This is a genomic window from Bacillus sp. 0909A (assembly GCF_036765115.1).
Taxonomy (GTDB): domain Bacteria; phylum Bacillota; class Bacilli; order Bacillales; family Bacillaceae; genus Bacillus; species Bacillus mojavensis.
Window position 1 is genome coordinate 563,559 of record NZ_JBAIZU010000002.1, and the last position, 22,226, is coordinate 585,784.

The 22,226-nt window shown below is 44.4% G+C and carries 22 protein-coding genes; 5 read left to right on the forward strand and 17 right to left on the reverse strand.

Annotated elements, in window-relative coordinates:
* Positions 1–4 precede the first annotated feature (4 nt).
* Positions 5–616 (reverse strand): poly-gamma-glutamate hydrolase family protein, encoded by a 612-nt coding sequence (locus tag V6D42_RS08175; RefSeq protein WP_333512878.1) that lies wholly within the window; start codon positions 614–616, stop codon positions 5–7.
* Positions 617–1,117: 501 nt separating this feature from the next.
* Here V6D42_RS08175 and V6D42_RS08180 point away from each other — a divergent pair.
* On the forward strand, positions 1,118–1,345 hold the full coding sequence (locus V6D42_RS08180; RefSeq protein ID WP_026014694.1) for a hypothetical protein: 228 nt from the start codon (positions 1,118–1,120) through the stop codon (positions 1,343–1,345).
* Between the two features lie 270 nt (positions 1,346–1,615).
* Here the strand turns inward: V6D42_RS08180 and V6D42_RS08185 are convergent, their stop codons facing one another.
* Positions 1,616–2,560: an N-acetylmuramoyl-L-alanine amidase gene (locus V6D42_RS08185; RefSeq protein ID WP_333512879.1), complete on the reverse strand. Its 945-nt coding sequence runs from the start codon at positions 2,558–2,560 to the stop codon at positions 1,616–1,618.
* Positions 2,561–2,685: 125 nt separating this feature from the next.
* On the opposite strand from V6D42_RS08185, the gene V6D42_RS08190 reads away from it, so the two are divergent.
* Positions 2,686–2,940 (forward strand): YciI family protein, encoded by a 255-nt coding sequence (locus V6D42_RS08190; protein WP_333512880.1) that lies wholly within the window; start codon positions 2,686–2,688, stop codon positions 2,938–2,940.
* Between the two features lie 32 nt (positions 2,941–2,972).
* Here the strand turns inward: V6D42_RS08190 and phrA are convergent, their stop codons facing one another.
* Both phrA and rapA read right to left on the reverse strand, forming a co-directional pair.
* Positions 2,973–3,107 carry a phosphatase RapA inhibitor PhrA gene (gene phrA / locus V6D42_RS08195; RefSeq protein WP_010333880.1) on the reverse strand — a complete coding sequence of 45 codons (135 nt, stop codon included), beginning with the start codon at positions 3,105–3,107 and terminating at the stop codon, positions 2,973–2,975.
* Complete coding sequence (rapA, locus tag V6D42_RS08200) at positions 3,097–4,233, reverse strand: response regulator aspartate phosphatase RapA (protein WP_326130621.1); 1,137 nt, start codon at positions 4,231–4,233, stop codon at positions 3,097–3,099. The genes phrA and rapA overlap by 11 nt, the downstream gene beginning before the upstream one ends.
* A gap of 202 nt (positions 4,234–4,435) precedes the next feature.
* Between rapA and V6D42_RS08205 the strand changes: the two genes are divergently transcribed.
* Positions 4,436–4,900, forward strand: a complete 465-nt coding sequence (locus V6D42_RS08205; RefSeq protein WP_333512881.1) for a DinB family protein — start codon at positions 4,436–4,438, stop codon at positions 4,898–4,900.
* Between the two features lie 338 nt (positions 4,901–5,238).
* Positions 5,239–6,003 carry a sulfite exporter TauE/SafE family protein gene (locus tag V6D42_RS08210; RefSeq protein WP_044156273.1) on the forward strand — a complete coding sequence of 255 codons (765 nt, stop codon included), beginning with the start codon at positions 5,239–5,241 and terminating at the stop codon, positions 6,001–6,003.
* 37 nt (positions 6,004–6,040) lie between these two features.
* Here V6D42_RS08210 and V6D42_RS08215 read toward each other — a convergent pair whose 3' ends face one another.
* The 13 genes from V6D42_RS08215 to V6D42_RS08275 all read right to left on the reverse strand — a co-directional run bounded on the left by V6D42_RS08215 (position 6,041) and on the right by V6D42_RS08275 (position 21,121).
* Complete coding sequence (locus V6D42_RS08215; protein WP_333512882.1) at positions 6,041–7,534, reverse strand: UxaA family hydrolase; 1,494 nt, start codon at positions 7,532–7,534, stop codon at positions 6,041–6,043.
* Positions 7,531–8,970, reverse strand: a complete 1,440-nt coding sequence (locus V6D42_RS08220; protein WP_333512883.1) for a tagaturonate reductase — start codon at positions 8,968–8,970, stop codon at positions 7,531–7,533. Before V6D42_RS08220 ends, V6D42_RS08215 begins: the two co-directional genes overlap by 4 nt.
* A gap of 78 nt (positions 8,971–9,048) precedes the next feature.
* Positions 9,049–10,050 (reverse strand): LacI family DNA-binding transcriptional regulator, encoded by a 1,002-nt coding sequence (locus V6D42_RS08225; protein ID WP_333512884.1) that lies wholly within the window; start codon positions 10,048–10,050, stop codon positions 9,049–9,051.
* 87 nt (positions 10,051–10,137) lie between these two features.
* Positions 10,138–11,406: an MFS transporter gene (locus V6D42_RS08230; RefSeq protein ID WP_333512885.1), complete on the reverse strand. Its 1,269-nt coding sequence runs from the start codon at positions 11,404–11,406 to the stop codon at positions 10,138–10,140.
* A gap of 45 nt (positions 11,407–11,451) precedes the next feature.
* Entirely contained in the window at positions 11,452–12,288 is an 837-nt protein-coding gene (locus tag V6D42_RS08235; protein ID WP_333512886.1) for an SDR family oxidoreductase, read from the reverse strand.
* On the reverse strand, positions 12,285–13,364 hold the full coding sequence (gene uxuA / locus V6D42_RS08240; RefSeq protein WP_333512887.1) for a mannonate dehydratase: 1,080 nt from the start codon (positions 13,362–13,364) through the stop codon (positions 12,285–12,287). Before uxuA ends, V6D42_RS08235 begins: the two co-directional genes overlap by 4 nt.
* Before the next feature lie 23 nt (positions 13,365–13,387).
* The gene (locus V6D42_RS08245; protein ID WP_333512888.1) at positions 13,388–14,407 is read right to left on the reverse strand and encodes a zinc-binding alcohol dehydrogenase family protein; all 1,020 of its coding nucleotides are present in this window, start codon (positions 14,405–14,407) and stop codon (positions 13,388–13,390) included.
* Positions 14,408–14,411: 4 nt separating this feature from the next.
* Positions 14,412–15,425, reverse strand: a complete 1,014-nt coding sequence (gene allD / locus V6D42_RS08250) for an ureidoglycolate dehydrogenase (protein WP_333512889.1) — start codon at positions 15,423–15,425, stop codon at positions 14,412–14,414.
* A gap of 101 nt (positions 15,426–15,526) precedes the next feature.
* Positions 15,527–16,906: an MFS transporter gene (locus tag V6D42_RS08255; RefSeq protein ID WP_333512891.1), complete on the reverse strand. Its 1,380-nt coding sequence runs from the start codon at positions 16,904–16,906 to the stop codon at positions 15,527–15,529.
* A gap of 78 nt (positions 16,907–16,984) precedes the next feature.
* Complete coding sequence (gene uxaC, locus V6D42_RS08260; RefSeq protein WP_333512892.1) at positions 16,985–18,406, reverse strand: glucuronate isomerase; 1,422 nt, start codon at positions 18,404–18,406, stop codon at positions 16,985–16,987.
* Positions 18,407–18,602: 196 nt separating this feature from the next.
* Positions 18,603–19,781 carry an NAD(P)/FAD-dependent oxidoreductase gene (locus tag V6D42_RS08265; RefSeq protein WP_010333868.1) on the reverse strand — a complete coding sequence of 393 codons (1,179 nt, stop codon included), beginning with the start codon at positions 19,779–19,781 and terminating at the stop codon, positions 18,603–18,605.
* Positions 19,782–19,820: 39 nt separating this feature from the next.
* Positions 19,821–20,237, reverse strand: coding sequence for a DUF1641 domain-containing protein (locus V6D42_RS08270; RefSeq protein WP_010333866.1), 417 nt, complete (start codon positions 20,235–20,237; stop codon positions 19,821–19,823).
* Between the two features lie 356 nt (positions 20,238–20,593).
* Positions 20,594–21,121, reverse strand: coding sequence for a cupin domain-containing protein (locus V6D42_RS08275; RefSeq protein WP_333512893.1), 528 nt, complete (start codon positions 21,119–21,121; stop codon positions 20,594–20,596).
* Positions 21,122–21,252: 131 nt separating this feature from the next.
* On the opposite strand from V6D42_RS08275, the gene V6D42_RS08280 reads away from it, so the two are divergent.
* Positions 21,253–22,224: a DMT family transporter gene (locus V6D42_RS08280; RefSeq protein ID WP_333512894.1), complete on the forward strand. Its 972-nt coding sequence runs from the start codon at positions 21,253–21,255 to the stop codon at positions 22,222–22,224.
* Positions 22,225–22,226 lie beyond the last annotated feature (2 nt).

Here is a 22,226-nt window from a genome sequence, read left to right on the forward strand (position 1 = left end):
GGTCCTACTTGCTATTTCCATAAAAACCAAGCTTAACGGCATTCACATATTGAGAAAAAAGCTTGTTTTCTATGTACCGTCCTTTACGGCAGCCAAAATTGTGAAATAGCGCGCTTCGCTGCGCCGTACTCAGTTCCAGCTGCAGCCCCATCTCCCTTTTTGTCCGATTGACGATATTTTGCGGATGGACACCTGCCAGCCGGTCTTTTTCATTGACCAGTTCCGCACTGAACCCCGCCTCATTCAGCAAACCACAAATGGCTGCTGCTTTTCTCCGATCCGCGCCTCCGACCAATGTATGCGGCTTTTTCAGATCACGGTAGCCGTGAAAGGCCAGTGAAAATCGGTGGGCGTTTACTTTTTCTAAAGCAAGCGGTTCATCAAAACGAGTGCTTGTCAGGTGAAGCGAACGGTTATTGCGCTGCTTCAATCCTTCAAAAATATAAATGGAACATTGATCAGCAAATGCCCGCACCAGTTCACTGACGCCCGGCTCAATTCTTCCGCCGTGAGGACCAAGAACAATATGCTCGCTCCCGCTGTTCTCTTCATAAATAATCCGGTACTCCGATTCAGACGCAGAAAGGGATAAAAAACTGTCATACATATCTTTCATGCTAAGCGCTCTCCTTTATCAGTCAGCACCAGTTTACGCTACTCATCTATGAATGAAAACCTTTTTATCGTATTTACATTTCAGGAGATCGATGAAGGGATTTATTGGTAGATTGACTCTACAGCTGAGGCGAAAGAAAAGTTAGCTCTTCTTTTACTAGAGAAGAAAAAATGCGGCGTTTACATTGGAGTGTGATTCTGACACACGTCTTATACGGTCGATCTACAGGTGGATTACTCGGCAAAAAACAATCGTACACAAGCATATCAAGTTACAGGGCGGAAAACATGTTTACTCAAACGAGGCTAAACTATTATTACGTTTATTCAGCAGACGTTCTATTTTATGTCTTCATGCTTGCCAAATCTTTTAACAAACTGATGTAAGCTGGCACGCTGTCTATTTAAAACAGCCTTTTTTTAATGACGAATACATATGACCATACCATCTCTTTTTGAAATCATATAATAAAACTGATCAAACATTAAAGGAGGAGTAAACATGGGTTATTATAAAAAATATAAAGAAGAGTATTACACTTACAAAAAGAAATATTACAAGAAGTATTATGACCATGATAAAAAGTATTATGATGATCATGAGAAAGATTACGATTGCGACAAAAAGTGCTATGACCATGATAAAAAATATTATGACCATGGCAAAAAGTGTTATGATCATGACAAGCATGACTATGATTACAAAGTAGAATATAAAAAATATCACTAAACTTAAACCTTTAACTTTCTATTTATTTTCCCCGGTGATCACCGGGTCTTTTTTTTTCTATGTTAATGCTCGAAGATTTTTGCTTCTCTAGATTTCCATGGCAGCTTTAAGCCTAGGAAATTGTCAAAAACTCTGAAATCCTTTTGTAGCGCGGCGCTCCCCTGCTGTGCCAAATCAGTCTAAAAGTATATACGATATTCGAGAAGTTCTCGCTGCGTTTATGTAAGATGAAAAAGGAAGCTCCATTCAGGTGAAGCATCCTTTTTTTCATTATAGTTTTTGTTCCATTTTGGCTTTCGTTTTCGGACCGTAAATGCCGTCTGCTGTTAATCCGCTGACAGATTGAAAGCGTTTCACCGCATTTGCTGTTTTTGGCCCATATACACCGTCCACCCCATGATTCTTCGCCCCTTTATCAGGATAAAAATATAGAGCTGCCAGTGCAGTTTGCACCTGCTTTACTTTTGTGCCTTTTGTCAGCGGGCTCGTTACTTTGATTACCCCGGATGGCAGCGGATATGAGGATGTGGCATGGCTTTTAGAAGAAGCGTTCCCTGAAAGCTTGATCTCCTGTCCGACTTTAATGAAATTTGGATCAGTAATGTGATTGAAGCTTTGCAGTGTTTTCACACTGACACCATGTGTTGCTGCAATGCCGGACAGCGTATCTCCTTTTTTCACATAATACACTTGCGCAGAAGAAGAAGCTTTTTTCGGTGATACGCCACCGTTTAATTCCTTTTCAATTGCCGCCTTGACTTGCTCCCAGCGCCCCTCTGATAAAATGCGGTGCGGGCAGTATTTACCGTTCCAGTCTTGGTGCTTTTTGACACGGTCAATTCCCCAGCCCCGCTCCTTCAAAAGCTGTGCCACAAAAGAGATTGCCAATGCCTCGGCTGCCTCATACTTTGGGCCTCCCGATTTGCTGTAGCAAATTTCAACGCCGATCGACTTGCGGTTGCCTGTACCGTTTGTGCCGTCACCGGTATGCCAAGCGTTACGGTTAAGCGGCAGTCCTTGAATCACCTCTTTATCGTCAACCGCGAAATGAAAGCTTGTCGAGCTGGTGTTCCCGATCATGTAGCTGATTTCATTGGCAGCGGACGCGTCGTTGGCCGTGTTGTGAATGGTAATGTATTCAGCGGTCATCGCATTCGGGCATTTCAGCGCGTACTTCGCCTCAGAAACCAAATTTTTCTTCACTTGAATGCTCACCTATCATCTCTCCTTTTTCTTTTTTCATTAATAAGTGGCATTCGTAGGACGAAAAGCTCCTATCATCCATCATCGATATATGGATAATCGTGTTAAACACTGAAGTTTAATAGGAGGGGTATGAGATGAATACGTACTTAATGCTGACAACAAGAACAGGTCAATTCAATCAGGAGCATGTAGCCGGCCACTATGAATTTTTAGGTCGCTTACAGGCAGAGAAGCGCTTAAAAATGTTCGGGCCATTCAGCGACGGCACAGGCGGAGCCTACGTCATCAAAGCAGGATCGCTGGAAGAAGCGAAGGAAATCGGACATGCAGATCCTCTGGTGACAAGCAGATCTTCTGAGCTAACCATAAAACAATGGAAGCTGAAATAAAAAAGACCCATGAGGGTCTTTTTTTGTCATCATCATGTTTGATTGCGTGCCGCAATATGAAATGTTTTTCCCTCTGTATCTGCTGTTTCTCCTGCATGGACCATCTCCTGAGTAAAGCTGAACACGACCGCAACGATTAACAAACCTGACATCCATTTAGATTTCATATAAACAATCTCCTCTCTGGATTTGTTTTTGTGCGTGCACCATTTTCTCATAAAAGGAAAGTGCTTTTTCAGGCTGTCCGTTTTCTATATAGAATTGGGCAGCATCATGCGCCAGCTCTTCAATATAAGGATACAGCATATGTTCTTCGAGAAATTGAAAGGTGTGTGAGACTGATTCTGTGTCAATGTTTTTTCCGTATAACGCATGTAAAAATTGAAAAAGCTCCACGAATAATTCATCGCTATACTGACGGGCGATTTCCAATCCTTGACGATATTGCTTTTGCGCTTCGGCATCATTTTTTTGTTTATACAGAACTTGTGTTAATGAGTAGATAGAATGCGGAAGATTATCGAACTTTTCCGACTTGCAAATAGAAACAGATTTCTCAAAGTATTCGGCTGCCTTTTGCAGTTCACCCATTTTCTCGTAACAGTTTCCGAGATTGTAAAGGGCCGAACTGATTAGGCGGGGATTGCCTTCTTTCTTTGCAAGATCTAAAGCCAGTTCTAAATGGGGCAATGCTCTTTCTGGATACTGCATATCATCATAATTACCTGCAATAACGAATTCACATTGGATTCTGCGGACAGTGTACGTTTCATACATCTGATACGTTTCTAATGCCTGAACGGCATAGCTCATAGAGACATACGTCTGCTTTAAATTGTAAAAGATCTCAGCCATTTTAAAAGCAAATTCAGCTTTTTCAATGTCGTCTGACACAAGGGCAAGGTTCTTTTCTGCCCTCTTATAGTACATCATGGCACTGACAAACATTTTCTGCTTAAATTCATACATCCCACGAAAAAAGTTAAAGTAGTATTCGAGCAGTCCTGTTAGCTTGTACTGATTCCCTTCGATGTCTTCTAATAATTCTGAAAACTCTAGCTGTGAGGTGTCCTCTCCAAAAGGCTTAATGTAATCCAGCATAACACGGTGCCTAAATTCCATTAGAGAATAATACAGCAGCAAATCTTGATCTTCTTCCATATCCTCGATTTCTCTTTCTACTTCGAGCTTGACCCGTTCTGCTTCAGCTACGTGAAACTGCCGGATATGGGTATACCATTCATTAATTTTAAGCCCGACATAAGAGGACGGAATAGTCTGCTTCATCCTCAATTAATCCCCCCTTTTATATACCCGAGATATGTCATATTTTATCATATTTACAAGAAAAAGAAGAACGCAAAAAGACCGCAATTGTCGAATTTCGGCTAACCGCAAGAATATACAATCACTTCTTAGCATATTGCTTGTTAATTTATGCCCATTGATATAGGATTTCATTGCACCATTTATTTTGAATATGGAGGAGATTCTATTGACCCAATCCACTCAAACTGTGAGTCACTTTTTGTCACATCGCAATGTGACGATTGAGCTGACAGAAAAAATCAGCAAAGACCATTACAGCTACAAACCGACGGAAACATCAATGTCAGCAGAAGAGCTGGTCAAGCACATCCTGACGTCTTTCCATCTGTTCGCAAATGTCATTAAAGAAGGCAATGCCTCACCTTTTCAAAACCAGCAGGAAGAAACGGAAACGGATCTCAATGTTTTGGCTAAAACGTATACAGAAAAAACGGCTGCCATCCTTGAACAGCTGACTGAGGAACACCTTAACAGAGAAATTGATTTGACAGCTGCTTTCGGAAGAAAAGTCACTGGCAGCGCATTGCTTCAGCTTGCGATGGAGCATGAAATTCACCATAAAGGCAACCTGTTTGTTTATGTAAGAGAAATGGGCCATACGGAGCTGCCGTTTTATCAGCAGCGTATGTAACCTAAAAAAAGATACCTGACCTAAAGGTATCTTTTTTATTGCCTTCGTTTCCTACCGCATCCAATACACACCGCGATTTACAGTGACAGCCGGTATTGGCACATAGCTGGCTGATGGTTGACCTAATTCGCCAAATACCGACCCGAATGACCTGTTTTAACCCGTCAAACTTACTCCCATCTCGTCCTGACACTCATTATAGGGCAAATGAATAAAGATATTGAGCATACAAAAATCAACGAAGCATACGTACAAATATTCAAAAAATTTAATTGATTAAAGCGACCTAATCATATATAATCTGATAAAAATAGTCGGGTTTTCAGGAGGCCTTTATCATGAGTGTTAGCATCATTTTAATGGGTTTGTTAGTCGGTGTCTTAGTCGGATTGACAGGTGTAGGCGGAGCTGCGCTTTTAACTCCTCTTTTAATAGTGCTTGGAATCAATCCTTCCATAGCGGTCGGCACAGACCTTGTCTATAACTCAATCACCAAGCTGTTTGGCGTTGCGTCCCATTGGCGGCAGAAAACAATCAATTTTAAATTGGTAAAATACTTAGCCATCGGCAGTATTCCCAGTGCTTCTATAGCCATTGGCATACTTCATTTGTTCCCCGCCTTCCACCAGCATCAGGAAGAGATTATTAAACACGCTCTTGGTTATGTTCTGACCCTAGTTGCCATTTCGATCATCGTCCGCCTGTTTCTGGACAAAAAACTTCGCCCGAACCGCTGGCAGCTGATGCCGCTAGAAGATAAGCGAATGCTTACGATTCTAATCGGTGTCGTGTTTGGATTTATCGTCGGCTTAACATCGATCGGTTCCGGCTCGTTGTTTGCGATTGCTATGCTGTACTTATTTAAAATGAAAACATCCGACATTGTCGGAACCGATATTGCGCATGCTTTTCTGCTCGTTACTGCTGCAGGTATTTTAAATGCAAGCTTCGGGAGCGTTGATTATTTGTTAGCGGCCAATTTGCTTATCGGTTCCATTCCGGGGGTGCTGGTTGGCAGTCATCTCTCACCTAGATTTTCCCCCCGTCCGCTGCAATTTATTATGGCATCCATTATCTTAATCAGCGGACTAAAGCTGATTTAATCAAGAAAGGCTATCCTTTACAGGATAGCCTTTCTTGTTATAGCGTCACACCCGATTTAAAAATAGCAAGCTCTCTGAAGTCATTTTTTTCGTGATTCACAAGCTCTCCGCTTGCAACCTTCGTGATATAATCGATAAACTCTCGAAGCACAAATTCCTCATGAACATCATCCTCTGCTAAGAGACCTGCGTTAAAATCAATCCAGTGCGGCTTCGTCTCGTACAGCTGTGAATTCGTCGCCACCTTTACCGTTGGAACAAAAGTGCCGAACGGCGTGCCTCGCCCCGTTGTAAACAGGACAATCTGGCAGCCCGCCGCAGCCAATGCGGAGGAGGCGATTAAATCATTACCAGGCGCGCTCAAAAGCGTCAGTCCGTTTGTCTTAAGCACTTCTCCGTATTTTAATACATCTGAGACAGGAGAAATCCCCGCTTTTTGCGTGCAGCCCAGCGATTTATCCTCAAGGGTGGAAATGCCGCCTGCTTTGTTGCCTGGCGAAGGGTTTTCGTACACCGGCTGATCATGCTGTATAAAATATTGTTTAAAATCATTAATTAAATCGACAATCTTATGGAATACCTCTTCATTGGCAGCCCGCTGCATCAGCAGCGTTTCCGCACCGAACATCTCAGGTACCTCCGTCAGGACCGTGCTGCCCCCTTGCGCGATGATATAATCAGAAAACCGTCCGAGCAATGGGTTCGCTGTGATGCCGGAAAAACCGTCAGATCCCCCGCATTTCAACCCTATTTTCAGTTCAGAAAGCGGGATGTCTTCCCGTTTATCCCCTTTGGCGGCTTCATGGATGTCCTTCAGCAATGCGACACCTGCCTCCATTTCGTCTGTCACCGACTGGGATTCGAGAAACTTCACCCGATCCTTGTTGACATCTTGAAGCGCTTTTTTCATGGCTGCCAGCTCGTTATTTTCACAGCCGAGCCCCAGCACCAAGACACCGCCGGCATTTGGATGGCGAATGGCGTTCAGCAGGATTTGCCTAGTATTTTCATGATCATCGCCAAGCTGTGAGCATCCGTATTGATGTTTTAACACTAACACATTGTCAAACGGGGCAATATCCCCCGTTTCTCTGACAAACCGCTGAAGCATTTTTTCGGCAATTCCATTGACACAGCCGACGGTTGGCACGATCCACAATTCATTGCGAACACCGGCATTTCCGTTTTCTCTTCTATATCCTTTAAATGTCCGGTTCTCATGTGTGTATGGATTTTGTTCAAATTTCGGTGTATAACTGTACGTTTGGATATCAGATAAATTTGTTTTTGTATTATGAACATGAATATGCTCTCCAATAAAAATATCTTTTAACGCATGCCCGATCGGAAACCCGTATTTGATGATGCTGTCGTTTTCCTTTATATGCTGCAATGCAATTTTATGGCCTCTTTTAATATCATCTTTTACTTCAATCATCACGCCGCCCGCATTCAGCCGCTCTCCCTTCTGAATATCACGCAGAGCAAGCAAAACATTATCCTGTCTATGAATCTTTATAAATGATTTCACAGCACTTTCCCCCTTTGCAGACAGCATTGTTCAAGAGCCCGCTCCATTCCCAGTTCATGAATATGATTCAAGTACTCAGCGACTCTCTCAGTCAGCTTCGGAATCTCATTCAGATTTGCTCCCCACAGCCATTGTTCTCCTAAAAAGGCTGAAGCGATACGGAGCATATCTCCGGTCTCCTGAATCCAAACCTCTTGGAAAAATCGAAGAACAGCCGGGTCATCCTGCATTTCCCTATTCCGATAACTATACAGAAGCGCGCTGAATGAAAACACTAAACGTGCAGGAAGCTGTCCCTTCTGTTCAACATATTCCTGAAGGGTCGGCAGGTTTCTCGTTTTGAATTTTGATACTGAATTCAGTGCGATGCTTTCTACATAATGTTTGATGTACGGGTTTTTAAAGCGATTCAGCACATCCTCCGCATATTGAGTAAGCCCTTCCATTTTTAAAACAGGAAGTATTTCATCATAAATCAGTTCCTCAACAAAGCGCCCCACTTTCGGATGTTCAACTGAATCACGCACCGTTTTCAAACCGTATAAAGAAGCCACTGGCGTCATTGCCGTATGCGCGCCATTTAAAATTCTTACTTTTTTCGTCCGATATGGGGTCAGATCGCTGACAACCTTTGTATGGAGACCGGCTGCCGCAAAGGGCAATTCTTCTTCAATCCAATTCGGCCCTTCAATCACCCATAAATAATACTGTTCTCCCACAACAACCAGTTCATCTTGATAGCCTAATTCCGCAGTGATCTCATCAATGCTGTCTACAGGATAACCGGGAACAATGCGGTCTACTAAACTATGACAAAACGTGTTGGCGTTCTGAATCCATTGCGTAAACCCCTCTTCCAGCTCCCATAGATCAGCATAATGCAGAACCGCTTCCTTTAGCTTTTGCCCGTTATTTTCAATCAGCTCACATGGAATCAAGACACACCCTTTTGTCTCGTCTCCGGCAAAAGCCTGGTAGCGAAAGTACAGAAAAGCTGTTAATTTCCCTGGAAATGTTTTTTGCGGCCTATCCTCTAAGCAGTCTTCTTTCTCACAAACAATACCAGCTTCGGTTGTATTAGAAATGATAAAACGCAGCTCTTCGCTTGAAGCCAGCTTTTTGAACTCGTCATAGTCGGAAAACAGATCAATACCGCGGCTGATTGAATTGATAATCGTCTTTTCGTTTACCGCTTCCCCATCCTTCATTCCCTGTAAAAAAAGAGTATACAAGCCATCCTGGTCATTTAATCTATTGATTTTCTCTGAGCCTCTCGGCTGTACAACTGCGACACTTCCATTGAAATCAGTTTGTCGATTTAATTGTTCAATTTGCCAATCGACAAACGCCCGCAGAAAATTCCCTTCCCCAAATTGGAGAATCCTTTCTGGATACTGTGTATAGCCTTCGTACAATTTTTTATTCAGCTTTTGCACCGTCATTGCCTCCCTTTCAGATTTATGCACACGTTAACATTTTTCTGTATAAAGAATGCCCGCTGGAAAAACGGGGCATCATGTCGTGACATTTTTTACAGAGTCACGCACCATAAACTCTGTGTTTTCAAAGATTTTTTCTGCTTTTGTATCAGGTGTGCTGATCAGCGCCAATAATTTTTTTGCACCGAGCACGCTGATTTTCTCGACAGGACGTTTCACTGTTGAAAGCCTTGGCGTAATATATTGTGAAAAACCAATATCATCAAATCCGATGACAGATATATCATCAGGCACGCGCATCCCCTTGGCAAATATGGCATTCATTGCTCCGATCGCCATGTCATCATTCGAACAAAAGACAGCGGTTGGCGTGTTAGGAAGCGCCAGCAAACGTTCCATCGCCTGAAAGCCGCTCTCCATATCGTATTGCCCTTTTACACTGTATTCATGTTTAATCGGGATATGATGGCGAATCAGCGCCGCTAAGTAGCCTTCCTTTCGCTGCTGAGAGGATTTAAATCCTTCGATTCCCTCAATGATTGCGATGTCTTGATGTCCGTTTTCAATCAAGTATTCTACAGCTTCCTGAGAACCTTCCTTGTCATTGGACAATATGTTGGTAATGCCCCTGTCATCGATATCCCGGTTCAGCACGACGAGCGGGATCTTTTTTTCCTGAATATGATAAATAAAAGAATTATCAATATCACTTTGACTCATTAAAATAATGCCGTCATATCTCATTGGTGTTACAGAATCATAGCTTTTCAGATCATCAATGCCGCGCACATACAGATTGTACTCCTCGCTGATCGCCTGGTTTACGCCTTTTATGGTATCAGCGAAAAAACTGTGTGAGGTTCCGTTTGTGATGCTTGTAAAGAAAAGCCCGATCGTATGGGATTTTTGCATTGCAAGGCTTTTCGCATTCACATTCGGTGTATAGTTGAGCTGTGATGCAAGCTCCAATATTTTTTTCTTCGTGTGTTCTTTAATATAAGGGCTGTTATTGAGTGCTCTGGAAACGGTTGTGTGGGATACATTTGCAAGTTTTGCGATATCTTTAATGGTTACCATCTATTTCCCTTCCTTATCATTCCGGCTGCGATTAGTTATTACATATTGTATCATCAAACACACCGCCTCTCCCACCATATTTCCAGATTAATAAGAAACCGTATCATCAGCATGCGTTCCGGCAGTGCTGCCGATGATCGGCCGCACAAAACGGATGACAGCCAGCGAAGCGAATACGGCCAGCCCTCCGGCAAGTAAAAATGCGCCAGAAAAAGTACCCGTCCGGTCAACAATAAAGCCGGTCAAAGCGGGACCGATGATGCCTGCGGTGTTGGCGAGAAAATGCATGAATCCGCCAACAGAACCGACATTCTTTTGATCGACTACATCCTGAATAACAGCCCAGTAGATCGCACCCGTCAAATATAAAAAGAAGACGGACAGAGCCACGAGCGTAACAGCGCTTACAGTTGTGGTGACAAGCCCAGCCAAACCAATCAATACCGCGGAAGAAAACAAACACGTGACAAGCACGACTTTACGCGAAAACAGCACGCCTTTCCGGACTGTTTTTTTGTATACATAATCAGAAACAAATCCCCCGGCTGCCAGGCCGATAAATCCTAAAATCCACGGAATGACTGTAATGACACTCATTGACCCAACACTTAATCCCCGCTCCTCGACAAGATAGCTCGGAAACCACGTCAAAAAGAAGAAAAGGATGTAGTTGTAAGCGAAAAAAGCAAACGCCGTGAACAGAACTGTTTTTTGTTTCAGATAAAAGGTCAGCGGAATTTTTTCCTCGGGAGCAGCTTCTACTTTCATCGCAGGTGCATTGCCCATTGGCTCAGCTGGCTTTTCTTTTACACATTTTAACCAGAGAAATGCCCAAATCAATCCGATGATCATGATCAGAACGAAGGAAACCTTCCAGCTGAATGCAACGGCGATCATGCCGACAATTGGGCCGGAAATGGCTCCGCCAAGGGGCGTTCCGCTATTTGTGACTCCGACAACAGACGCCCGCTGAGTCGCCGGGAACCAGTTATTGACCATTTTATTGATGGTCGCCGAAAGCGGCCCTTCCCCCATGCCAAACAAAATTCGTATGATCAGCAGGCTGACAAAGCCAAAAGCCAAAGCAACTGCTCCGCTGAACAGCGACCAAACGACCATGGCCACAAATAAGGTCAGTTTTGCTCCATAGCGGTCAGATGCCACACCGCCAAGAAAATTGAAGACGGCATATCCAATCGAAAAACTGCTGAAAATCAAGCCCATTTGTGTAGCGGACAGTGTGAGATCATCCTGAATGAATGGAGCTGCAATGGACAATGCCGAACGGTCCAGATAATTAATTACACCAGCCAGGAACAAAAAAAGGATGACTGGAAGCTTATCTTTTGAAAACATCTCAACCTCACCCCTATGTTGGTTCAGTATCTGTAGCTGCTTTCGTCACACTCCTGAATAAGCCATAAATCCTCCATCGACAGGAACAGTGATGCCGGTGACAAAGCCTGAATAGGAATCATCCGCCAGCCAAAGAAGCGTGCCGAGCAGGTCCTCTGGTTTTCCAAAGCGCTTCATCGGTGTTCCCGCAATAATCTTTTTAGAGCGGTCTGTAAAGCTTCCATCCTTATTGATCAGCAGATCGTGATTCTGTTTTGTCAGAAAAAAGCCTGGTGCGATTGCGTTAACCCGCAGTCCGGTTTCCGCAAAATGAACAGCCAGCCACATTGTAAAGTTATTGATTGATGCCTTGGCCGCACTGTACGCCGGAACCTTCGTCATAGGAGAATAAGCGCTCATTGATGAGATATTCACAATGGCCGGTGAATCTGCCTTTAGCAGTTCCTTTCCAAACACTTGGGCAGCCAGAAAAGCCCCAGTGAAGTTGGTTGAGAAAACAGTTGAAAATCCGTTTTCATCCATATCAAAGAATGATTGCCCTTCTCCCTCTTCTTCATATGTCTCCACATCAGTAATCGCAGCGGAATGATTTCCTCCTGCTCCATTGATTAAGAGATGAACAGCGCTAAATCGGTCAAGGATATCAGTCTTCGCCCTCTCTAGCGACGTCCTGTCCAGTACATCAGCAGAAACGGAATATGCCGTGCCGCCAGCTTCTGTAATGTCCCTCACAACCTCTTGTCCTGTTTCTGCTGACCGGTTCAGTATCGCCACCTTCATGCCATGGCGGGCAAGCTCCCTGGCCATTGCCGAGCAGAGCACACCGCTACCGCCTGTGATAACAGCAACTTTACCTGCCAGCCGATGATGAAGAGGAATCATAATTCCACCTCTTTTTTCGCCATTGATTCGTACGCGTCCCACAGCCCGTTCAAATACATAATGCCTAAAGCGCGATCATATAAGCCGTAGCCTGGACGGCATTGTTCTCCCCAAATATGGCGACCGTGATCCGGCCTGACATATCCGTTGTAATCCTGCTTGTGCAGTTCTGCCATAACACCTTGAATATTAATCGAACCGTCCTTTGTCAGATGAGATGTTTCAATAAAATCGCCATTTTCAAAGATCTTCACATTGCGGATGTGTGAAAATGGAGCAAGCCCGGCATATGTTTTAGCAATTTCCACCATGTCATTGGAGGGATCGGCCCCCATTGAACCGGTACATAAGGTGATGCAGTTAGAAGGTGAATCTGATATGGCCCGCAGCTTCTCATAGCTTGCCTCTCCTGTGATAATACGCGGCAATCCGAAAATCGGCCAAGGCGGGTCATCCGGATGAATGGCCATTTGAATGCCGTGCGCTTCAGCAACCGGCAGAATTTCCTTCAAAAAGAACGATAAATTGTTCCAGAGCTGTTTTTCATCGACCGCCCTGTAGGCCTCAAACAGTTCTTTGATCTGAGCCATTTTTTCAGGCTCCCACCCCGGGAGTGTCAGGTCAGACGCTTCTTCCACCGTCCGGATCAGCTCTTGAGGCTCCAGGCTCTCTACTTTGGCTTTCTCAAAAAACAGAGCGGTTGAGCCGTCTTCCAGCGGACGGAACATGTCGGTGCGCGTCCAGTCGAAAATCGGCATAAAATTGTAGCAAATCACTTTCACGCCAAAAGCAGACAGATTGCGGATGGTCTGCTTATAATGTTCAATGTACCGGCCGCGTTCTTCGCTGCCCAGTTTAATCGCTTCATGAACGTTCACGCTTTCGACAACCTCCGCATGAAAACCATGGGATTGTATATATTCCGTCTCGGCTTTGATTTCTTCTATTTCCCACACTTCCCCGACAGGTTTATGATGGAGGGCCCAGACGATGCCTTTCACCCCGGGAATTTGTTTCACATGTTCAAGTGTGACGGTATCATTGCCTCGTCCATACCATCGAAATGTCAAATTCATCCTGCACCTCCGAATTGAGCCTTTTAATCAAATGTGATAACTGCCTTCCGCACCTGGTCGGGATGCTCCTTGATAAATTGAAAAGCATGATGGACATCATCAACTGAAAACGTATGGGTGACGAGCCCATTATGCGCTAACCGTCCTTCATTCAGCAGCTTTACAACCTTCGGAAACTGATTTGTCTGGAGTCTTGAGCCGGTAATCGTAACTTCTTTTTTTGTAATGGGGAGCTGAGGAATATGTGACGCTCTCTCATCAAATCCAAGCACCACCACACGCCCTGCCGGAGAAACGACATCAACAGAAAGCTCAAAAGTCGCAGGGAGACAGACTGCATCAATGACTACATTGGCTCCTTCACCTCCCGTCCATTTCCGAACCCGCTCAGCCGCATGTTCTGCTTGAACATTCACAACAGCGTCCGCACCGTTTTCAGTGGCAAATGCCAGCCGCTCATTATTTAAGTCGGTTATCATGACGGAAGCACCCGCAAGCTTTGCCATTTTTAACACACAGATGCCGATAGGCCCCGCTCCCTGAATCAGAACGCGATCGCCCTTTTCTACCTGTCCACGCCAAACGGCTTGGGCACCTATCGAATAAGGCTCGGCCATCACTGCCTCCTCCCAGGGCAGCTCTTTTGAAACGACGTGAAGCTGCTTTTCAGGAAGCACAACATATTCCCGCATCCCGCCATCTTCATGAACGCCAAACACAGAAAGCTTCGCGCAAACATTCGGCCGGCCTTTACGGCAGGCATAACAGTTTCCGCAATAAGAAATCGGTTCAATCACAACATGGTCGCCGGCTTTCAGACCTTTAACATTCGCACCAACCTCCTCCACTTCTCCCGTTACCTCGTGTCCGATTACTCTCGGAAGGGTCGCAAGCGGATTCGTGCCATGATAAATATGCATGTCAGAACCGCAAATTCCGACTCGTTTTACTTTGACGAGCACCTCATCACCCTTTGAAAGAACAGGCTTTCCCATGTCTGCTGTCACCAAATCATACGCTTTTCGCACTTGAACCGCTTTCATTTTCTCACCTGCTTTTTAAAAATTCATACACGCTCCGAGCAATTGAAATCCCGTGCTTCCTGTTTCTTTCCTCATGCAGCTGCTCCAATTCGCCAGGCACATATACGCGCTCAACTCCTCTAGCCGGAGGCGATTGCTGCAGTTCATCAAGCATAGCGTCCATCTGCTCTAAAAACATATCTTGTCCGGTAAAATAGGACGGATGGATCGCGCAAACATAATGTCCAAGTTTCCTATTTTGATCAAGATCGCCGTACATTTTAGCGATATGCGGCCCAAAAGCCGCCCCAGCCAGCAAGCCTGAAAACACATCCACCACAACAGATAGCCCGTACCCTTTAGGACCCCCGAACGTTGAAAGTGAGACGACCTTGTGAGGGTCTGTTACCGTCTCTCCGTTTTCATCGACTCCCCATCCTTCTGGTATTTCTGTGCCCTCTTCACGCGCCTGCAGAATCTTACCAAATGCCACTTTTGACGTCGCCATATCTAGGATAAACGGTTTTTTATGCTTTGCCGGCACCCCATAAGCAATTGGATTCGTGCCTAAAAAAGGAGACCTCCCGCCAAACGGGACTACAATACTGTCAGTATGAGACATAGCGATTCCGATCAGTTTTTTCTCAGCCGCTTTTTGCACAAAATAACTTAACGCTCCGCAATGGCTGCTGTTTGTCGCAGTGACCATGCCAACACCATTTTTCATTGCCATTTCAATGGCATGAGCCATCGCCTTATCGGCAATCACATGGCCGAACCCGTCATCACCGTCCAGCACTCCTGTCACCGGTCCCGTTTCTTTAAAAACGGGACGCGCTTTTGGATTGATGCCTCCAGCCCTGAGCCTGTTCACATAATGTTCTGTTCGCAAAACACCATGAGAATTTACATTGCGTAAATCGGCGTGTACGAGCACGTCTGCTACTTTTTCGGCATCTCGTTCATTCAAATTGACGCCAATCAGCTTTTGCTGAACCATTTCCTTCGCTTCTTCAGCGGAAATCGTTACCGTATTCAATAAAGAGCCTCCTTTCTTGTCAGTTTCATCACTTAGCGAAAACCCTTACACATTATTTTTACTTGCAAACTATTCAAAATATTCTATATATGATTGTTTGTTCAGTTTCTATGCTGAAGCTCCTCGACAATCTGGGCATGCTGCTGATCTGTCAGTTTATAAAGGAAACCGATAATAATCATAGCTAATGCCAAAGCAATGGCGGGGTACAGAAGAAGAAGCGCTTTAATGCCGATCAGCGCCTGTGCCGTCTGGGCTACATTCGGCATATATCCGACAAGTCCCAATCCGACCCCCGAGAGAAATCCAGACAATGACTGGGCAAGCTTCCGGGAGAAGTTAAAGAGGGAATATGTCGTTGCTTCTTTCCGCTCACCGGATTTCCACTCGCCATAGTCAATGATATCTGAGACAAGCGCCCACGTAATGCCATTGGGAATACTGATTCCGATAAACGCGATGCTTGCAAGGATGGTAAACACATATACATTTGAAGGAAGCATAAAGTTGATCAGGTCCGCGGCAACGCTGATGCCGAAACCAATCATTGCGGTTTGTTTCTTTCCAAACATCTTGACGAGCTTTGGCAGAAACACGACGCCCAAAAAGGAAGATCCAATAATGATAAAGTTCATATAAGCCATCAGTTCGACATTGCCTAGGTTATATTGTGCGAAGTATACGAGCATTGCGGATTTAATGTTGTATGCGGAAATCGAAAAAATGGTCATCAGGACAAGGGTTAGCAGCGGTTTGTTCGTTATAAACGTTTTGACGACAGATGAAAATGTTAATTTCTCTTTTGGCGCTTCCGCAATAACAATACGTTCCTTGCAGTTGCGATAGCAAATATAAAACCAAAGCACACCGAGAACAGCAAACAATCCCATGACCACAGGGTAGCCTACCTTCGGGTTATCAAACTTGACGAGCAGCGGCATGACGGCTACGCTTGTGATAAACAAAGCCCCGAGTGAGCCGATTTGGCGAAAAGTAGAGATAGATGTCCGATCTTCCGTATTTTGAGTCATCGCTGCTCCTAATGAGCCGTAGGGAATGTTTACAAATGAATAGCCCACGCCCCACAGCATATAGGATGCATACGCATAAATCAGCTTGCCTGTCGTTGATACATTCGGGGACAGAAAAATAAGAACAGTAAGCACAGCAAGAACAATACTGCCGATTAATAAATAAGGCCTGAATTTCCCCCGCCTGCCGATATTTTTGCGATAATCAATTGATGAGCCGACAATGGGGTCTGTTACAGCCGCAAAGAGCTTGCTGACTAAAAAAATACCTCCCGCCATCGCAGCTGGAATTCCCGCAACATCCGTAAAATACTTCAATAAATAGATTTGGCCCAAATCAAACATAAAACCGTTTCCAAAATCACCAAAACCATAGGAAATTTTCTCCTTCAGCGGTAGCCTCTTCTCCGTTTCAATCGACACAACCTTATTTTCCAGTTCTGCTCGCATCTTCCACCTCTGTGTCTTAAGAATTTTCGGTGAGATATCCGCTCAGTATGACCCAGGCTATTCTGAGCGGAACCTCTTTTATACGTTTGCCTTTTCTTCTTGAAATTGAAAATATTGTTTCGCATTGTGATAGCAAATGCCTTGTACGATACCGCCAAGAAGCTCCATATCTTTCGGCACTTCACCGTTTTCAGCCCATTCGCCGATCAGATTGCAGACAATCCGCCTGAAGTACTCATGGCGTGTATACGACAAAAAGCTTCTGGAATCAGTCAGCATGCCGATAAAACGGCTGAAAAGCCCAACGTTTGACAACGCTTTCATTTGGTCGAGCATCCCGTCTTTTGTATCGTTAAACCACCATGCTGTGCCGAATTGTATTTTTCCAGGCGTGATGCCGTCTTGAAAGCTATTTATCATGCTGGCAATGACATAGTTATCATTTGGGTTGAGCGAATATAAAATCGTTTTCGGCAGCTGGTTTTTCAATTCGACGGAGTTCAGCAGCCTGTACAAAGGCTTCGCAATTTCTTCGTCATTCATAGAATCATAGCCTGTATCCGGTCCCAATTTCTTCAACATTTTCGTATTCGTATTTCTGAGTGCATTGATATGAAACTGCATCGCCCAGTCAAGCTCAGCATATAATCCGCAAAGAAATTGAAGCGTATATGTCTTGAATTTCTTCTCATCTTCGCAAGAAACCTGATCCCCGTTTAATCTTGCGGTAAAAATGAGGCCCGCTTCCTCTTTGTCTGTTTCGGCATACACCATTGAATCAATCGCATGATCAGATACTCTGCCGCCGACTGAATGGAAGAAACGCACTCGTTCTTCAAGAGCCTTCAAAAACTCATCATAGTTTGTAATCGACAGTGACGCAGCCCTTTCAAGCGCCTGCACCCAATCCGGGAAGCCTTCGCGATTGATTTCCAGCCCTTTATCCGGCCGAAATCCCGGCAGCACACTGACAGGAAAATCTTTTTCCTCTTTTAATAAGAGGTGGTATTTGAGAGAATCGACAGGGTCATCGGTTGTGCATACTACTTTCACATTGGATTTCACAATGAAATCCCTTGCCCCGAAGCCTTCTCCTTGGAGCAGTTCATTCGTCCGTTTCCATATAGCCGGCGCGGATTGCTCATTTAAAATCTCATAAATCCCAAAAAAACGCTGCAGTTCTAAGTGAGTCCAATTGTAGAGCGGATTGCCGATCGCCATTGGCACGGTTTTCGCCCAAGCCATAAATTTCTCTTCATCAGTCGCATCGCCTGTAATGTATGTCTCATCAATCCCATTGGCTCTCATGATGCGCCATTTGTAATGGTCTCCATACAGCCAGGCTTCTGTGATGTTTTGAAACCTCTTATTTTCATAGATTTCTTTCGGGCTTAAGTGGCAGTGGTAATCAATAATCGGCATGTCTTTCGCATAATGATGATAAAGGCTGACAGCGGTTTCATTTTTCAGCAAAAAATGTTCGCCCATAAAGGGTTCCATGTCCTCACCGTCTTTCATTCTATTTCAAAATGTTAACGTTAACATTTTGATATGATTTTATTTTACCTTTATATTCCTCTGGGATCAATCTCTTTTTGAAAATGAAATGTTAACGGTAGCAAACTAAATAAAAAAGACATTGCCGGAAAGCATCCCGAAAGGAACGCTTTGGCAATGTCTGAACCACAACAAAGGATTAGTAAGCCAGGCTGAATAGTCCTTTAATGTGTGTTAAGTAGCGAACGTTACTTGCTTCTTTCATCAAGGAAGCAGGAAGACCTTTAAGCGGTGTAGAATTAGCACCAATGATGGCAACCGCATCTTTGCGTCCAAGACTTGCAAGTGTACCAGAGTTTACTGGCTGGAATGTTTCAAGTGTTTTTCCTTCTAAGTAAGCGAATAGGTTGTAACCGATCAGCTCACCCATTTGCCATGCAATTTGTGCAGTTGGCGGATATGGACGGCCGTCTGGACCAAAGTAAACTGCGCTATCTCCAGCAACGAATACATCCTCATGTGATGTAGATTGCAGGAAGTCATTTACTGTCGCACGTCCGCGGTTCACTTCAAGGCCTGATTCACCTACTAATGGGTTACCTTGTACGCCGCCAGTCCAAACAAATGTGTTGGCAACCACTTTTGATCCGTCTTTCAGATCAATTACGTTTCCTTCTACATTTGTAACAGGAAGGCCTGTTAAGAACTCAACGCCGCGTTTTTCAAGACTTGCAGTAGCACGTTCGATAAGATCATCCGGAAGAACAGGAAGGATTTTCGGACCTGCTTCAACCAGTTTCAATTTGATTTCTTTATGATCTACGCCGTATTTTTTCGCAAGGTTCGGCATGATGTCAGCAAGCTCACCGACAAGCTCAACGCCTGTTAAGCCGCCTCCGCCGATAAGGATTGTTGCATCTGCTTCGTTTTTCGTTTTAGAGTACTCACGCACACGGTCTTCAACATGTTTGAAGACTTTGTTCGCATCAGCAGCAGATTTAAGAACCATGCTGTTTTCTTCAAGTCCTGGGATGCCGAAGTAAGCAGTGACAGAACCAAGGCCTACAACTAGCGCATCGTAAGTTAATGTAGAACCGTCAGCAAGCGCAACCTCTTTTTTATCAACAGAGAAAGAGCTGACTTCCGCGATTTTAAGATCAATGTCTTTGCCTTTGAAAAGTTTTTCTAACGGCATTGCAACCGCTTTTTCAGACACGTTGCCTGCTGCAAGACGGTGTAATTCCGTAATGATTTGGTGAGTTGGGTATTTGTTTACCACTGTCACGCGTGCTTGTTCTTTTGTGTAGTGTTTGCGAACTGTTAAAGCAGAAAGAACACCGCCATAACCAGCGCCTAAAATGACAATATGTTTTGACATCGTATATCCTCCGTCCTTTATATCAATTTGAATCTGAGATTATTTTTGTTTTTCGTTCATGATTTCAAGGTAGCTGTTAGCAAAACGGAACAGCTTTTGAGCTTGAGGATCTTTCAGCATGCGCAACAGGCCGAAAAGTCCAATCGTTTCGTTGCTAGCATCCGCGCGGTCTTTCGCTTCGATTGCAGTCGCAGCCACTTCTTTTGCTGTTTCTTTTACAGGCTCAAGGATTTCAGTGATCGCACCGACTGTATCGCTTTTCAATACTTCGTCAGTCGCAACAGACTGAGCGAAATCATAAGACTTCGTTAAAATATTCACTAACTCAGTCAGCTTTGGAAGCTGGTCAACTAAAACAGTCAGTGATTCTTGAACTTCTGGCTTTAACAGCTGATCAATAAGATCTTGCTGGCTTTGGCTGACAGACGCATTTGTTTGATCGATTGTTTCTGGCATATCCAATTCTCCTTTACTATAAGCAGTATGCTGATTTTTTGGAAAGGGTAGTGCCTCTCCCTGATCTCATGTTTGAAAGCATGAGAAGAAGGATTGTGAATTCATGCACAATCATTCGCAAAAATAAATGTTTACTACCCAGTTTTTCATCTTGCCATATTCAGTATTATTTTTATCTCAAAAATAAACCATTGAATAAGTCAAAATCCTTTACTCTCTCTGAAAATAGCAAACATAAAAAACTCCAATTTGATTACCTTCTATATGATAACACTTTTTGAACAAAATTTGAACGTGAATTGCTTCGATTATGAAATTAATTTATATGGTGCCCGTGTCATAACATTTCTTCAGCACTAGTTATTGACAATCCAACAATTTTCTCCCCTGCGACTTACCCATATGTCCAATAGAGGTTCTCTTTTTCCTGTAACTGGATCCAATGCCGGAAGTACTGCTTGCTCTATATTCTCTATTGCAGCCGCTCTTTCATCGGGCTTTCCCGTCTTTAGATCATACCGAGAACCTTCTGGATAAGCGCCGATCACGGTAAAATCCGGGCTCGCGCTTAGCTTTTTATGCCCGACACCGGCTGGAATGACCGCTGCGTCGCCCGTTTTGATAGGCATAGCAGCTCCTTTTTCTCCCCCAAATTGAATAACAGCCTCCCCTCGGACTGCGATTAGGACTTCATGCGTGTTGCTATGATAATGATGGTACGGAAAAACACTGCCCGACCAGCTGTTTAGCCAGCCATGCCGGTTGACGATCCGCTCTGCCTGTTCAGCACGACCGATAAAAACACTTTTATAGATAACGAGCGGAAAATCAGGGTGATTTGGAATCCTTCCGTCATCCTGAAAAAAGTACGTTTCTGTTTCCATCATTTCGCCTCCCTATTTCTGTCTTCCACATCTATTGATCTGTAAAACATCATTATTTTCTTACAATTCCGTTGATCTGTATCATCCCGGATAGTATAGTATAAAAAAATAATGCCAGAATGAGGGATTTGATGAAAGCAATTGTAATCGGAATATTGGCTTCTCTCTTTTTCGCCGTTACCTTTATTTTAAACAGGGCAATGGAATTATCCGGAGGCAGCTGGCTTTGGAGCGCCTCGTTACGCTTTATATTTATGGTTCCGTTTTTATGTCTGATTGTCATAATGAAAGGGAAGTTCGTTCCTCTTTTACAAGAGATGCGGAAAAAGCCGTTTTTTTGGATAAAGTGGAGCTTCGTCGGCTTTGTGCTTTTTTATGCTCCAATCACGTTTGCCGCCGCATTCGGGCCGGGCTGGCTGGTAGCCGGAACATGGCAAATTACCATTGTAGCCGGTGTGCTGCTGTCTCCATTTTTCTATGAGAAAAAAGACACGCCTGGAGGCACTTTGCTCGTTCGGCAAAAGATTCCCCTTGTTTCACTGGGCACTTCCGTCGTCATTCTGATTGGGGCAGCGCTGATTCAGCTCCAGCATGCAGAGTCGCTTTCCGGAAAAATGCTGGTCTTCAGCGTGCTGCCGGTTGTCATCGCGGCTTTCGCCTACCCGCTGGGAAATCGGAGAATGCTTGAGCAATATGGAGGCAGGCTTGATACATTTCAACGCGTGCTGGGAATGACCCTTGCAAGCCTTCCATTCTGGCTTGTATTGGCAGCTTACGGCTGGTGGTCAGATGGCCTTCCGACAGCGGGGCAAACCGTTCAATCCTTTATCGTTGCCGTCAGCTCAGGCATCATTGCGACCGTTTTATTTTTCTGGGCAACGGATATGGTAAGGGATCACCCGCAAAAGCTCGCTGCTGTTGAAGCAACACAATCCGGGGAAGTGATATTCGCTTTGCTTGGTGAAATAATCCTGCTGTCAGGAGTTTTCCCTTCTATATTATCGTTTGCCGGCTTAATGATCATTATTGCCGGAATGGTGCTACATACCTTCGCTTCCCAACAAAAACCCAAAAAGAAAACGCAGTCAAATCTGACTGCTTAGCA